The following is a 12,839-nucleotide window of genomic DNA, read 5'->3' on the forward strand; positions in this document are numbered from 1 at the left end:
TCTCCTTTCTCCTTCTTCTCCGGACGCGCGGCCGGGCGGCGGGCTTCCCGCTCCCGCGCCGCAGGCGGTCCGGGCCGCGAGACGGCCAGGTGCCCGCGGGCACCTCACGATCCACATTCTTCGGCGCAGCAGACCATGAAAATCGGAGCACGCCCCCTTCTCGTCCTGCATGGCGACGAGCATTTCCGCGAGCGGGTTCGCAAGGTGGCCGGCCGCGAGTACACCTTCCAGTCGGTGCCCGACTGGCCGTCGCTGGAAGAGGCGGTGCGCGAGTCTCCGCCGTCCGCCCTGGTGGTGGTGAACCCGTACGAGGAGAGCAACGGCCGCGTGGGCCCCTCGCCCTCGCTGCGGTCCCTGCTGGTGGAGTTCCCCTCCACGGCCGTCTTCGCCGCCATGGAGGTCACGCCGGAGCGCTTCGACGACCTCCGCACGCTGGGCAAGTGGGGCGTGGTGCAGGTGATCTCCATCACGCACGACGACACGCCGCCGGCGCTGGTGCAGCGCTTCCGCTCGTCGCAGGGGCGCCCGCTCAAGGCGCTGCTGGAGCAGGTGCTGCCGCCGGACACCCCCGGCCGCGCCCGCGCCATCGTGGACTCGGCCGCCGAGGTGGTGGCGGTGGGCGGCCACGGCCGCGACCTGGCCCGCACGCTCCACCTGTCGCGCCGCACGCTGCTGCGCTGGTGCGAGCGCGCGGAGCTGCCGCCGCCGCGCAAGCTGCTGGCGTGGATGCGCATCCTGCTGGCCGCCGAGCTGCTGGACGACCCGGGCCGCACGGTGCTTAGCGTGGCGCACGCCTGCGGCTACTCGTCGGACAGCGGCCTGCGCCGCGTGACGCAGAAGTTCGTGGGCAGCAGCCCCACCGAGCTGCGCCGCCGCGGCGCGTTCGCCCGGTCGTCCAAGTCGTTCCTGGAGGTACTGGCGAAGTACCGCAAGCCGTCGTCGTTCTAACCGGCTGCACGGTCGCACCGCGAGAGGCGGAGATCCCTGCGATCTCCGCCTCTCGCGTTTTCGGCAGATGCCGCGCATCTTCCCTCCGCCGTTCCAGGACGATCCATCCGTGTTCCCCGATCCGTCCCGAGGACGCGCATCTGCCCCGCATCTCCCGTAGCCGCTCCCGAACTCCCCCGGTGCCAATGGACGTGGTCTTCCCTTCGATCTTCCGGCGCTACCTGGCATCGGCCGTAGACGGGCTGGTGGTGCTCGCGCTGGTGCTCGCCGTCGTCTATGCGGTGCAGGGCGACGGCGCGCTCGGCGTGCTGCGCGTGGCGCTCCTGCTGGTCGTGGTGTTCGGGTACGAGCCGCTGCTCACCAGCCGCGGGTGCACGGCGGGGCAGTGGCTGATGGGCTTCCGCGTGCGGCGTGACGCGAAGCCGGCGGAGCGCATCGGAGTGGCGGCGGCCCTCGTGCGGTACGTGGTGAAGGGCGTGCTGGGCTTCTTCTCGTTCTTCGCCATCTCGTTCACCCGCAGGCGACGCGCGCTGCACGACATGGCCGCGGGCTCCGTGGCGGTGGACGTGCGCTCGTGAGGGCGAAGATGCGGCTGCCGGCTGCGGGGCTGTGCGGCCTGCTCGCCATCCCGGCGGCGCTCGCGGCGCAGGAGGCCGACCCGCACGAGGTGCAGCCGGAGCGGCCTACCGTGGCGACGCACGCGGGAACGGTGGCGACCGGCTGGGTGGAGCTGGAGACGGGCGTGGAGGCGGACCGGTTCGCGGGCGGCGGACGGCAGCTCGAGACGCCCACGAACCTGAAGATCGGCCTCGCGAAGCGCGTGCAGCTGAACCTGTCCGGCACGTGGCTGCGCCTGTCCGGCGGCGGCGCGGCGGCGGAGTCGGGTGTGGGCGACGTGGCGGTGGGAGTGAAGTGGCGGCTGCTGGACGGCGCTCCGGTGCTGGGCGACTTCGCGGTGCTGCCGTCGGTGAAGCTGCCCGCGGGCTCGGCTTCGCGGGGGACGGGCACGGGGACGACGGACGCGAACCTGCTGCTCATCTCCAGCCACCAGCTCGGCCGTGTCGCGATGGACCTGAACGCGGGATACACGCGGCGCGGCGGAGACGGGACCGTAGCCCCGAAGTCGTCCACCGTGTGGGCGGCATCGTTCGGGTCGCAGCTGGTGGGGCCGCTCGGGATGGTGGCGGAGGTGTTCGGCTACCCCGGCACGTCGGGGCCTGCGGGCTCCGGCCCGGCGGAAGGGCTGATCGTCGGGCCCACGTTCAAGCCGCGGCCGTGGCTCGTCATCGACGCGGGCGTGATGCGCAGGCTGGACGGCGAGGGGCCGAACGCCGTCTACGCGGGCCTCGTCTACAACGTCGGCCGGCTGCCGGTTCGCGGGGCCGCGCCTCCGCTCGCCCGCACCGCATCGGCCAGCGGGAGGCTGCGCGCTGCGCCCTGACGCGTCGAACGAGGCCGCGCGACGCCGCATCTCCGGGACGGATTTCAGGAGATGCGTGGCGGGTCGGCATCGCACGGTTCGGAAGAGGGCGGAGGATGCGCATCTTCGACCGAATCGACTGCTTCTCGGGCGATATCGGGCTGCTGCGCATCTACCGAACAACCCGTCGTTGGCCCGGCGCGAGACAGGATGCGGGGCGCGATGTTTGCCGCGGGCGGGGCGGGGAGGTAGGTTCGGCGCACGCGGTCCGAGCGGGGCGCGGCGAACACAGGCACGGGAGAGCGACGTGAGCGACGAGCAGATGACGAAGACGGCCTCGGGCCTCCAGTACCGCGACGAGGCGGCAGGCAGCGGCCCCGCGGCCAAGGCGGGCGACAACGTGCAGGTGCACTACACGGGCACGCTGGAGAACGGCAAGAAGTTCGACAGCAGCCGCGACCGCGGGCAGCCGTTCGAGTTCCCGCTGGGCGCCGGCCGCGTGATCCGCGGGTGGGACGAGGGCGTGGCGGGCATGCAGGTGGGCGGCAAGCGGAAGCTGGTGATCCCCGCCGAGCTGGGCTACGGCTCTCGCGCGATGGGGCCCATCCCCGCCAACTCGGTGCTGCACTTCGACGTGGAGCTGCTCGGCATCGGCTGAGCCGCACTGCAGGGCGGAGATGTACCAAGGGCCGGAGATCGCGCGATCTCCGGCCCTTGTTGCTCGGCGGACGTGATTCCGGCAAGCGTGTCAGCGCATCCTCATCCACACGCCGCCCGCGATGGAGAGCACCAGCACGACGAGGGCGATGGTGAAGAAGGCGACCACGCCGCGGCGCAGCGGCCCGCCTTTCCGCGGGCGTGCGGCCCAGCCCAGCTCGCGCACGGGGCCGCCCATGGGCACGCCGAGCGCCCAGACCGTGACGGCCGCCATCTGCAGGCGCTGCGCCGTGGTGGGATGTGCGCCCGCCATCGCCGCGCCGAGGGAGCCCAGGAAGACCAGCGCGGCGGCGAGGAGCACCAGCAGCCCGGGGCGCCCCCACCGCTGGTGCACGACCACGGCGGCGGCGGAGAAGGGGACGCCGAACATCACGTAGACGACGAGGACGGAGAGGAAGAACACGCCCACGGCGCGAGGATCGGATGGCATTGGATGGCGTGAGGGCGGATGGATGCGCGGCGGGCGAGCCGTTCGGGAGAGACGGCTCGCCCCGCCCGGCTACTGCTTGCAGGTGCCGTGCAGGTCCGGCAGCGGATGGTCGCGGACGATGCGGTGGTCGCGGTCGGCGACGGCCAGCGCCACGTCGCGCACGAAGCTCCCCACCAGCGCCATGTGGTCGTAGTCGATGTACTGCGGCTCGTCGGTCACCTCGTGGTAGTCGCGGTGGTAGCCGAGCGAGAAGAAGGTGATGGGGATGCCGTAGCGCGCGTACATGTAGTGGTCGCTGCGGCAGTAGCGGTTGTACGGGTGCCCCGGCGCGTCGAACTGGTAGTCCAGCGCCATGGGCTGCGCGCGGTGCACGTTCAGCGTGTCGATGATGTCGCCCAGCTCGGTGGAGAGCCGCCGCGACCCGATGATCTCCAGCGAGCGCGGCCCGCCGCCGGAGATGTCCTCCGCGCGGCCGCGGCCCACCATGTCCATGTTGAGCTGCGCCACGATCGAGTCGCGCGGCACCGTGGGATGGTCGGTGAAGTGCTGCGAGCCGTACAGCCCCAGCTCCTCGCCCGTGTGCCAGACGAAGAGGATGGAGCGCCGCGGCTTGCGAGGCGCCGACGCGAGCGCCTGCGCGATCTCCATCACCGTCACGGTGCCCGAGCCGTCGTCGTCCGCGCCGTTGTAGATGGAGTCGCGGCGTGGGGCGTGGGCGCGGTGCAGCGAGTCCTGCAGCACGGCGATGCGCGCCGCCTGGGCCGGCGTAGGCGCGGAGTCGTCCGCGTTGCCGCCGTCCGGGCGCATCACCCAGTCGTACGCGCGCAGCGAGTCGTGGTCCACCGCCTCGTCCGCCAGGCCCAGGTGGTCGTTGTGCGCGCCGATGGCCACGTACTCCCCGCGCACCGCCGGGTCGCGCCCGCGGAGGACGGCGACCACGTTGCGCGCAGGCGCCTCGGTGGGGAAGTCGCCGAAGCGGACGGAGGCAGCCACGGTCTTCCCCGCGGCACCCGGGCGGAGGCCGGCGAGCGGGGCGCCCAGCAGCCGCTCCGCCGCCGTGTTCGACACCAGCATCCCCAGCGGCGCCGCGGCGGACGAGTCTTCCGGCTCCACGAGCGCGGTCTGCGGCTGGTTGATGTAGTCCATCAGCCCGCCGGGCGCGACCTCCAGCGCGGCGATGGCGACGCCGGCGGCGCGCGGCCAGCGGTCCAGCCCGCCGTTGCCCCAGAAGCGCGGGTTCGGCTGGCCGTTCGCGCCGAGTGGGGGAAGGACGACCACGAGCTTGCCCGCAGCCTGCTCCGGCGTGATCGTCTCGCCGCCCAGCCTGCCGCCGAAGACGACGGGCACGGCCGCGCCCTGCATCGCCCGGCCGAAGGGGAAGTATCCGGATAGCGCGGGGATGGGCACGTACTCGGTCCCCAGCGCCAGTGGGGCGCCGTCGACCCGGAGCGCGCCGGCGGGGTCGAGCCGCCGGTTGAGGATGGGCACAGTCTGGAAGAACGTGCCGTTCTCGCCCGCGGGCTCCAGACCCATGGCCCGCGCCTGGGCGGCGATGTACTGCGTCACCTTGAAGTTGCCCACGGAGCCCGCGCGGCGCCCCATCATGCTGTCGTCGGCGATGATGTAGAGGCGCGTCATCAGGTCGCCGGGGGTGATGGCGGCCACGGTGGGGCGCGGCGCGTGCTTCAGCGGCAGCTCGCGCGGCGCCTGCGCGCTTGCGGACGCGGCGGCGAGCACGGCCGCCAGGCCCGCGAGTGCGGGCGGGAAGACTCGGTTCAGGGCCACGGAACGGCTCCGGAGCGGAAGGGTGCACGGCGGGAGACAGCGGAAGATACGCTCCCGCCGCCCGCCCGCAAAACGATGTCCTCGCCCCGTCGGCCGACGGGGTGGACCGGTGAACGACGAGCCCAGGTATCGACCCTGCGGCGGAGCCGGACGTGCAGACCGATGCGGCCGATGCACATCCATCGATACCGCACGTGCTGGTGCGTTGTATCGTACGCAGCACGGCTGCGATGATCGTTGCCCATCGTCGGGATCAGTGCCTAGATTATGGACTCCAAGCGCGCGCATCTCCGTCCCGGCTCGCCGTCCCCGCTCGTGCGTGGAGCACCACCATGAACGGCTTCGCATCTCCCGTCCTTTCCCTGCTCGCCGCCGCCGTCCTCGGGATCGCGGCCGCGTCGCGCGCCACCCGTTCTCCCGCGGCGGACGAGCCGTCCACCCCGGCTTCGGTAGATGCGGCGCAGGGCGGGCCGTCGGGCACGCTGGTGGTGCTGAACAAGGACGAGAGCACGGCGTGGCTGATCGACGCCGCCACGGGCGAGGCGCGCGCGAAGCTGGCGACGGGCGCCCACCCGCACGAGGTGGCCGTGTCGCCAGACGGGCGGCGGGCGCTGGTGGCGAACTACGGCTTGCGCTCCACGCCCGGCCACACGCTCAGCGTGATCGACCTTGCGGCGAAGCGTGTGGTTGCGACCATCGACCTGGGCGCCAACCGCCTGCCGCACGGGGTCGCGTGGCTGCCGGACGGGCGCCGCGCGGTGGTGACGGCGGAGATGGACCGCGCGGTCGTGCTGGTGGACGTGGACTCGGGGCGCGTGGCGGCCGCCATCCCCACCGGCCACGACGGCTCGCACATGCTGGCCGTGCAGGCGGACGGGCGCCGCGTGTACACCGTGAACGGCGGCGACGGCACCGCCACGGCAATCGACCTGGAGCGGCGCGTGGTCGCGGGCACGGGCACGGCCGGCGAGGGCGCGGAGGGCGTCGCGCTGTCGCCGGACGGGCGCGAGCTGTGGGTGGGCAACCGCGACGACAACACGGTGACGGTGATCGACACGCGTACGATGACGGCGGTCGCCACGCTGCCGTCCGCGCGGACGCCGTTCCGCGTCGCGTTCACGCCGGACGGGCGGCGCGCAGTGGTGGCCAACCCCGCTTCCGGCGAGCTGCGCGTGTTCGACGCGGCGGCACGCCGGCTGGAGCGTGCGATCGTGACCGGCGTGCGCGGCAGGCGCGGGTCGCCGCTGGGCATCGCCGTCTCGCGCGACGGGGCGTACGTATTCGCCACGCACGGGACGCTCTCCGCCGTGACCGTCGCGTCGCTGGCCACCGGCGAGGCGGTAGCCAGCTACTCGACAGGCTCCGGGCCGGACGGCATCGCCTTCTCTCCGCTGGTCATCCCTGAGCGCGCGGGCCGGACGGCGTGCCCGAGCGAATCCCCATCTCGATGCAGCCGCGGGCCTTGCAGTTCTGGCCGAAGCAGAATCTCAGGAGAAGCGGAACACGGCTGGTCCGCACGGTTAAGACTTGCGGTGCCTGTCGCCTCGGTGGCGGCGGCTGACCGGATTGGCGCGTATCTGGCGTCGGGTGGCGAGTTTCTTGACAACTTCGCCCGCTCGTCCTAACTCATCCGCTGGGGCACGGGCGCTCCCCGGGCATGGGCCGGCTTCACCGCCGCGCCGCCGCCCGGCCCGACACGCAACGTATGCCCGCCGTTCCCGCCGGCGGGTTTTCTGTCTATCTCCCGAGGATTCGCACTATGAGCGCGGCGGCTATTTTCGTTGATGGCGGTTATTTCGACCGGGTTTCGCGCGACTGCGGCTCGCCGCGGATCGACTTCGGCAAGCTGGCGTCCGAGCTGTCCAAGCCGAACGACCTGCTGCGGACCTACTACTATCACTGCCTTCCGTACCAGAGCCCGGTTCCCACGCCCGAGGAGATCGAGCGGCACACGGGCAAGCAGCGCTTCTTCAGCGCGCTCAACCGCCTGAACCGCTTCGAGGTGCGCGAGGGCAAGCTGGAGTTCCGCGGGGTCGACAAGGACACGATGAAGCCCATCTTCGAGCAGAAGCGGGTGGACATCTACCTGGGCGTGGACCTGGTGCTGCTGGCGGTGAAGCAGCGCATCTCCCGTGCGATCCTGATCACGGGCGACAGCGACTTCCTGCCCGCCGTGCGCGCCGCCAAGAACGAGGGCGTGCTGATCCACCTGTATCACGGCGCCGGCCCGCAGCAGCCCCACCGCGACCTGTGGGAAGAGGCCGACGAACGCACCGTCATCACCCCGGACCTGCTCAACCACTTCCTGCTGCTCTGAGCCGCATCCACCTCGACCGGACGACCGGCGGAGGTGGTTCGATAGATGAAGATCGGTAGATGCGAAGCGGGGCACGCGCACAGACTGCGCGTGCCCTGCTTTTCGTCGTGCGCCGAGGTTACTGCGGGACTTCCGCGCGATTCCCGGACGACATGGAGACGGCTTCGCATCTCCCGCCTACGATGCGGGTCTGCGGCGGCGTGCGGAACTCGCAGGTGGACATGACGCCGTTGGCGCGGTTGTACGCCTCGTCGGCGGCGCGCAGGCGGCCGAGCACGCGGAAGAGCGCGACCGTGTCCGTGCGCGCGGCGCAGTACACGACGTACGTGCGCGGCCCGCCGCACGCGCGCAGGCCAGCCGGCGCGGCGCGGCACTGATCGGCGCCCTCGCAGCCGTCCGTGTGCGCGAGGGCCCGTGCCTCCGCCTCCAGCCGCCGCGCGGCCGCGTCTGGCGAGGCGTCCGCGCGCGGCGTGGTGTCGGACGCGGCGGCGCTGGACGTGGCGGGGCCGCTCGCCGGGCCGGGTGCGTCGGGGCCGCGCGCCCCTCCGGCCGCATCCGGGGCGCCCGCGGTCGAGGGCGGCGGCGTTGCTGCGTCGGCCGACGTCGTGCCGGCGCGCTCGGCGGGGCGGGGCTGCGCGCAGGCGGCGGCGAGGAGCAGCGCGGCCAGGGCGATGGGTCTCATGCGGAAGGCTCCGGTGGGGTGGGCGGTGGAGATGCACAAAGAAGCGCGGCAAGCTCCGTTCCGGCGTCTTCCGGCTGCCGCCGTAGCGGACGGGCGCCCCGGTAGCACGGCGCAGGTCGTGCAGCGGCTTTGCTACCCGCGTGGCCCGGCGATTCCCAGGCTGGGCGCGCCTTGCGGTGCGGTGATGAGAACCCCCGGGGCGGAGGCGGACGGCGGGATGAAACTGGTGATCTTCGGGCTGTCGGTCAGCTCCTCGTGGGGCAACGGGCACGCCACGCTGTGGCGCGGGCTGTGCCGCGCGCTTGCCGCCCGCGGGCACGACGTGGTCTTCTTCGAGCGCGACGTGCCGTACTACGCCGCCCATCGCGACCTGTGGGAGCTGCCGGGTGGCGAGCTGGTGCTCTATCCCGGTTGGGAAGGCGTGCTGCCCGCTGCCCGCCGCCACCTGGCCGATGCCGATGCCGCAATCGTCACCTCGTACTGCGCCGACGGTGTCGCCGCGACGGAGCTGGTCCTCTCGTCCGCCGTGCCGGTGCGGGCGTTCTACGACCTGGACACGCCGGTCACGCTCGATGCGCTGCGCAGTGGCCGGCCGGTGGAATACATCGGGCCGGACGGGCTGGCCGGGTTCGACCTCGTGCTCAGCTACACGGGCGGGGCTGCGCTGACGGAGCTGCGGACGCGGCTGGGCGCGCGGCGCGTGGCGCCGCTGTACGGCAGCGTCGACCCCGACGTCCATCGCCCGGCTGCTCCGGTGGAGCAGTTCCGCGCGGACCTCTCCTATCTGGGCACGTACGCGGCGGACCGCCAGGCGGCGCTGCAGGAGCTGCTGATCGACGCGGCGCGGGTGCTGCCGGAGCGGCGCTTCCTCATCGGCGGGGCGCTGTATCCGGCGGACTTCCCGTGGGCGCCCAACATCTTCTTCCTCCGCCACCTCTCGCCGGACCAGCATCCCGCCTTCTACTGCTCGTCGTCGCTCACGCTGAACGTGACGCGCAAGGCGATGGCGGAGATGGGCTACTGCCCGTCCGGCCGCCTGTTCGAGGCGGCGGCGTGCGGCGTCCCCATCCTGAGCGACTGGTGGGAGGGTCTGGACGCCTTCTTCACGCCGGGCGGCGAGATCCTAGTCGGCCGCACCACGGGCGACACGGTGGATGCGCTCGCGATGGATGCCGGCGAGCTGGCGCGCATCTCCCGCGCGGCGCGCGAGCGGACGCTGGACGAGCACACCGCCGCCCGCCGCGCCGCCGAGCTGGAGGACGCGCTGGAGCATGCCGCGCGCGGAGATGTGGACGAGGTGGATACGGAAGATGCGGAGCGGCGCGGGGACACCCTGGCGATGGAGGTCTGAGCGATGTGGGGAATCGTCCCGGCGGCGGGGGCCGGCAGCCGCATCCAGCCGCTGGCGTTCAGCAAGGAGCTGCTGCCCGTGGGCAGCCGGCTGGACCACGGCGTGGAGCGGCCGCGCGCGGTGAGCGAGTACCTGGTGGAGCGGATGATCCGCGGCGGTGCCGACAAGGTCTGCTTCGTGATCTCGCCGGGGAAGAGCGACATCATCCAGTACTACGGCGGCGGCATAGGCGGGGTGCACGTGTGCTACGCGGTGCAGCCCAAGCCCGCGGGCCTGTGCGACTCCATCTTCCGCGCCCTGCCGCTCATCCACCCCGACGAGCAGGTGCTTGTGGGGCTGCCGGACACCGTCTGGTTCCCCGAAGACGGCCTGGCGCGGCTGGACGACGGCGTGCTCTCGTTCCTGCTCTTCCCGGTGGAGCGGCCGGAGTTCTTCGACGCCGTCGTCACGGACGACGAGGGGCGCGTGCGCGAGATCCAGGTGAAGCAGCCGGGCGCGGAGAGCCACTGGATCTGGGGCGCCTTCAAGCTGCCCGGCTCGGTGCTGGCCGACCTGCACGACCTGTGGCAGGAGCGCGGGCGGCAGGACGAGTACATCGGCACGCTGGTGAACGCCTGGCTCGCGCGCGGCGGCGAGGCGCGCGGCGTGCGCGCGGGAGAAGCGTACGTGGACGTGGGCACGCTGCACGGCTACCGCGAGGCCATCCAGGAGCTGAGCAGGCGGCCGGTGCTGGAGGAGGACGAGGAGCTGGTGCTGCGGTAGGGAGGCCCTCACCCGGCTCGTAAAACTCGCCTGCCCTCCCCCGCAAGCGGGGGAAGGCACGGCGGTGGAGCATGCGGGGGGTTCCGCGCTCTACGAACGGCCTCCTCGCCGCTGCGCCTCTGGCGGACTCGCGTTGCGCGCTGCGGAGGGGCGGGTCGAGCAGGATCGGCGCGGGGGTGCCAAGGCCGAATGCGCCGAGATTGGATCGCGCGAAGAAGGTGCGGCAGCAGCCCGCGCAGGCGGGCTTCGCGCCGTTGTAGCCCGCGGCTTCAGCCGCTCGGGGCGATGCCGGTGCGCGGTGTTCGGGGCACCGCAATGATGCCGCCTCGTGTAGGATACATCGCCGGGAATCTACAGGCTGGGTTGATGGAAAGCGTCGACCAATCCGGGGATCTGCGCCGCGAGGGGGCGGTGGATTCCCGGTTTTGCATCTACCGAAATCGACAGAGCAGGGGACGGAAAGCGTGCCATCTACCTTGATGCGGGAACGGCGGGCGAAGCAGATGCGGGAGGAGCTGGCCGAGCCGATCGAGCCCGGCGCGGGGATGCCGTGGGTGCGCGTGGCCGAGGGCGCGCCGTACTTCGTGACGGACGATGGGGAGCCGTGGACGCCCATCGGGCAGAACGACGCGATTGCGTGGCCGGAGCTGAACGGCCTGTTCCGCCGCCGCGACCTGCCCGGCGTGGAGGCGCACCTGCGCTGGCTGAAGGCGAACGGCGTCACGTGCCTGCGGCTCATGCTGGAGTACGCGCACCGCGAGCACCGCTGGTTCGAGAAGCCCGTCGGCGTCTACCCGCCCAACATGGTGCGGCTGTGGGACGACCTGTTCGCCATGTGCGAGCGCGTGGGGATGCGCATCCTCCTGACCCCGCTGGACACGTTCTTCACCTGGGTGCGCTGGCACAAGCACCCCTACAACCGCGCCAACGGCGGGCCCTGCGCGGACCGCACGCAGCTCCTCGTGTGCCCGGACACGCGCGAGGCGGTGAAGCGGCGCCTGGCGTTCGCGACGGAGCGCTGGGGCGCCAGCGGGGCGCTGTTCGCGTGGGACCTATGGAACGAGTTCCACCCCGCGCAGGCCGACAACCGCTTCGGCGAGTTTCACGGCATCATCGCGGACCTCGGCGGTTTCCTGCGCGAGCTGGAGGTGCGGCTGCACGGCCGCGCGCACCCGCAGACGGTCTCCGTGTTCGGGCCGGAGCTGGCCTGGAAGCCGCAGCTGCGCGACCCCATCTTCCGCCACCCGGCGCTGGACTTCGCCAACAGCCACTTCTACGAGCAGGGCACGATAGACGACCCGCGCGACACGGTGCGCGCCGCCGTCAGCACGGGGCGCCTGGTGCGCGAGGCGCTGGCGGAGATCACGGACATGCGCCCGTTCTTCGACAGCGAGCACGGGCCGATCCATGCGTTCAAGGACCGGCACGTGATCCTGCCGGAGCCCTTCGACGACGAGTACTTCCGCCACATGCAGTGGGCGCACTTCGCGTCCGGCGGAGCGGGCGGCGGAATGCGCTGGCCCAACCGCCACCCGCACGTGCTGACGCGGGGGATGCGGGAGGCGCAGCGAGGCCTCGCGGGCTTCCTCCCGCTGATCGACTGGACGCGCTTCCGCCGCCGCAACCTGAACGACGAAGTGCAGGTCTCCGCTTCCGCCCTCGCCCCCTTCGCCTGCGGGGACGACGCGCAGGGGGTCGCCTGGCTCCTGCGCACCGACACCGTCGCCCGGCGCGGCGACAAGCGCCTGAAACGCGACGCGAAGCCTCTCACCGGCGTCACGCTCCGCATCCCCGGCCTCGCTCCCGCCCGCTACCTCGTCACCGCCTGGGACACGGAAACCGGCCAGCCCCGCGGCACCACCGACGCCGGCGCCACGGCCGAAGGGCTGGAGATCGCCCTTCCCCCCATCGTCACCGACATCGCGCTGGCCGTGCGGCGGGCGTGATGGCGAGTGCTGGCGGGTGAAACCGCGGCAACACCTGCGCAAAGTCCCCCTGCGGGGACTAACGGCCAGCCATCCGCCGCACCGAATTCTCCGAAGCGCGCCGAACCAACAACCCTCTCCCGCTCGCGGGGGAGGGTGCGAGCCTAAGCGAGCGGGAGGGGGCAACTCCCTCGTCCGCAAAACACCGCCCCCTCTCCCAGGCAGTTTTGGGAGAGGGGGCAGCGAGGAACGAGCGGGGGAGAGGGCCGCAGCTACGCCGAGACCGCCCCTCCCGCCGCCGACAGCTCCGCGGCCTCGCGCCGGCGGGGCTTCTCCTTGTCCTTCTTCGCGCCCACGATGCGGGCGTAGGTGGTGAGCGCCTGGGCGACCACCTGGTCCATGTTGTAGTACTTGTACGTCGCCAGCCGGCCGACGAAGTGCACGCCCGTGGTGGCATCGGCGAGCGCCTTGTAGCGCGCGTACAGCTCCGCGTTCTCGGGCC

Annotated in this window: 13 protein-coding genes; 9 read left to right on the top strand and 4 right to left on the bottom strand. The window is 72.3% G+C overall.

What is annotated here, in order from left to right; genetic code table 11:
• Nucleotides 1-135 precede the first annotated feature (135 nt).
• The 4 genes from VFE05_00360 to VFE05_00375 all read left to right on the top strand — a co-directional run bounded on the left by VFE05_00360 (nucleotide 136) and on the right by VFE05_00375 (nucleotide 3,026).
• A complete protein-coding gene (locus VFE05_00360) occupies nucleotides 136-948 on the top strand; it encodes a helix-turn-helix domain-containing protein (GenBank protein HET6228493.1) in 813 nt (270 codons plus the stop codon).
• 185 nt (nucleotides 949-1,133) lie between these two features.
• Nucleotides 1,134-1,526: an RDD family protein gene (locus VFE05_00365; GenBank protein ID HET6228494.1), complete on the top strand. Its 393-nt coding sequence runs from the start codon at nucleotides 1,134-1,136 to the stop codon at nucleotides 1,524-1,526.
• Nucleotides 1,523-2,389: a transporter gene (locus VFE05_00370; GenBank protein ID HET6228495.1), complete on the top strand. Its 867-nt coding sequence runs from the start codon at nucleotides 1,523-1,525 to the stop codon at nucleotides 2,387-2,389. The genes VFE05_00365 and VFE05_00370 overlap by 4 nt, the downstream gene beginning before the upstream one ends.
• A 286-nt stretch (nucleotides 2,390-2,675) precedes the next feature.
• Nucleotides 2,676-3,026 carry an FKBP-type peptidyl-prolyl cis-trans isomerase gene (locus VFE05_00375; protein HET6228496.1) on the top strand — a complete coding sequence of 117 codons (351 nt, stop codon included), beginning with the start codon at nucleotides 2,676-2,678 and terminating at the stop codon, nucleotides 3,024-3,026.
• 90 nt (nucleotides 3,027-3,116) lie between these two features.
• On the opposite strand, the gene VFE05_00380 is transcribed toward VFE05_00375, so the two are convergent.
• Both VFE05_00380 and VFE05_00385 read right to left on the bottom strand, forming a co-directional pair.
• Nucleotides 3,117-3,515, bottom strand: a complete 399-nt coding sequence (locus VFE05_00380) for a hypothetical protein (protein ID HET6228497.1) — start codon at nucleotides 3,513-3,515, stop codon at nucleotides 3,117-3,119.
• A 69-nt stretch (nucleotides 3,516-3,584) separates the two neighbouring features.
• A complete protein-coding gene (locus VFE05_00385) occupies nucleotides 3,585-5,300 on the bottom strand; it encodes a M28 family peptidase (protein HET6228498.1) in 1,716 nt (571 codons plus the stop codon).
• Between the two features lie 332 nt (nucleotides 5,301-5,632).
• On the opposite strand from VFE05_00385, the gene VFE05_00390 reads away from it, so the two are divergent.
• Nucleotides 5,633-6,925 (top strand): cytochrome D1 domain-containing protein, encoded by a 1,293-nt coding sequence (locus VFE05_00390; protein HET6228499.1) that lies wholly within the window; start codon nucleotides 5,633-5,635, stop codon nucleotides 6,923-6,925.
• Between the two features lie 134 nt (nucleotides 6,926-7,059).
• Nucleotides 7,060-7,617, top strand: coding sequence for an NYN domain-containing protein (locus tag VFE05_00395; GenBank protein HET6228500.1), 558 nt, complete (start codon nucleotides 7,060-7,062; stop codon nucleotides 7,615-7,617).
• A gap of 118 nt (nucleotides 7,618-7,735) precedes the next feature.
• Here VFE05_00395 and VFE05_00400 read toward each other — a convergent pair whose 3' ends face one another.
• Nucleotides 7,736-8,299, bottom strand: a complete 564-nt coding sequence (locus tag VFE05_00400; GenBank protein ID HET6228501.1) for a hypothetical protein — start codon at nucleotides 8,297-8,299, stop codon at nucleotides 7,736-7,738.
• Between the two features lie 217 nt (nucleotides 8,300-8,516).
• Between VFE05_00400 and VFE05_00405 the strand changes: the two genes are divergently transcribed.
• The 3 genes from VFE05_00405 (at nucleotide 8,517) to VFE05_00415 (ending at nucleotide 12,358) form a co-directional block, all read left to right on the top strand.
• Nucleotides 8,517-9,650 (top strand): glycosyltransferase, encoded by a 1,134-nt coding sequence (locus VFE05_00405; protein ID HET6228502.1) that lies wholly within the window; start codon nucleotides 8,517-8,519, stop codon nucleotides 9,648-9,650.
• Nucleotides 9,651-9,653: 3 nt separating this feature from the next.
• On the top strand, nucleotides 9,654-10,412 hold the full coding sequence (locus tag VFE05_00410; GenBank protein ID HET6228503.1) for a sugar phosphate nucleotidyltransferase: 759 nt from the start codon (nucleotides 9,654-9,656) through the stop codon (nucleotides 10,410-10,412).
• Between the two features lie 464 nt (nucleotides 10,413-10,876).
• Entirely contained in the window at nucleotides 10,877-12,358 is a 1,482-nt protein-coding gene (locus VFE05_00415; protein ID HET6228504.1) for a hypothetical protein, read from the top strand.
• Between the two features lie 251 nt (nucleotides 12,359-12,609).
• Here VFE05_00415 and VFE05_00420 read toward each other — a convergent pair.
• The coding region (locus VFE05_00420; protein ID HET6228505.1) for a UDP-galactopyranose mutase at nucleotides 12,610-12,839 on the bottom strand (230 nt) is incomplete at its 5' end.

The sequence above is a fragment of the Longimicrobiaceae bacterium genome, assembly GCA_035696245.1.
In the GTDB taxonomy this organism is placed as follows: Bacteria; Gemmatimonadota; Gemmatimonadetes; order Longimicrobiales; family Longimicrobiaceae; genus DASRQW01.

Coding starts and splice junctions, on each gene's coding strand:
- VFE05_00400 (HET6228501.1), bottom strand. CDS start 8,299: ATGAGACCCATCGCCCTGGCCGCGCTGCTCCTCGCCGCCGCCTGCGCG.
- VFE05_00405 (HET6228502.1), top strand. CDS start 8,517: ATGAAACTGGTGATCTTCGGGCTGTCGGTCAGCTCCTCGTGGGGCAAC.
- VFE05_00395 (HET6228500.1), top strand. CDS start 7,060: ATGAGCGCGGCGGCTATTTTCGTTGATGGCGGTTATTTCGACCGGGTT.
- VFE05_00410 (HET6228503.1), top strand. CDS start 9,654: ATGTGGGGAATCGTCCCGGCGGCGGGGGCCGGCAGCCGCATCCAGCCG.
- VFE05_00380 (HET6228497.1), bottom strand. CDS start 3,515: ATGCCATCCGATCCTCGCGCCGTGGGCGTGTTCTTCCTCTCCGTCCTC.
- VFE05_00360 (HET6228493.1), top strand. CDS start 136: ATGAAAATCGGAGCACGCCCCCTTCTCGTCCTGCATGGCGACGAGCAT.
- VFE05_00390 (HET6228499.1), top strand. CDS start 5,633: ATGAACGGCTTCGCATCTCCCGTCCTTTCCCTGCTCGCCGCCGCCGTC.
- VFE05_00365 (HET6228494.1), top strand. CDS start 1,134: ATGGACGTGGTCTTCCCTTCGATCTTCCGGCGCTACCTGGCATCGGCC.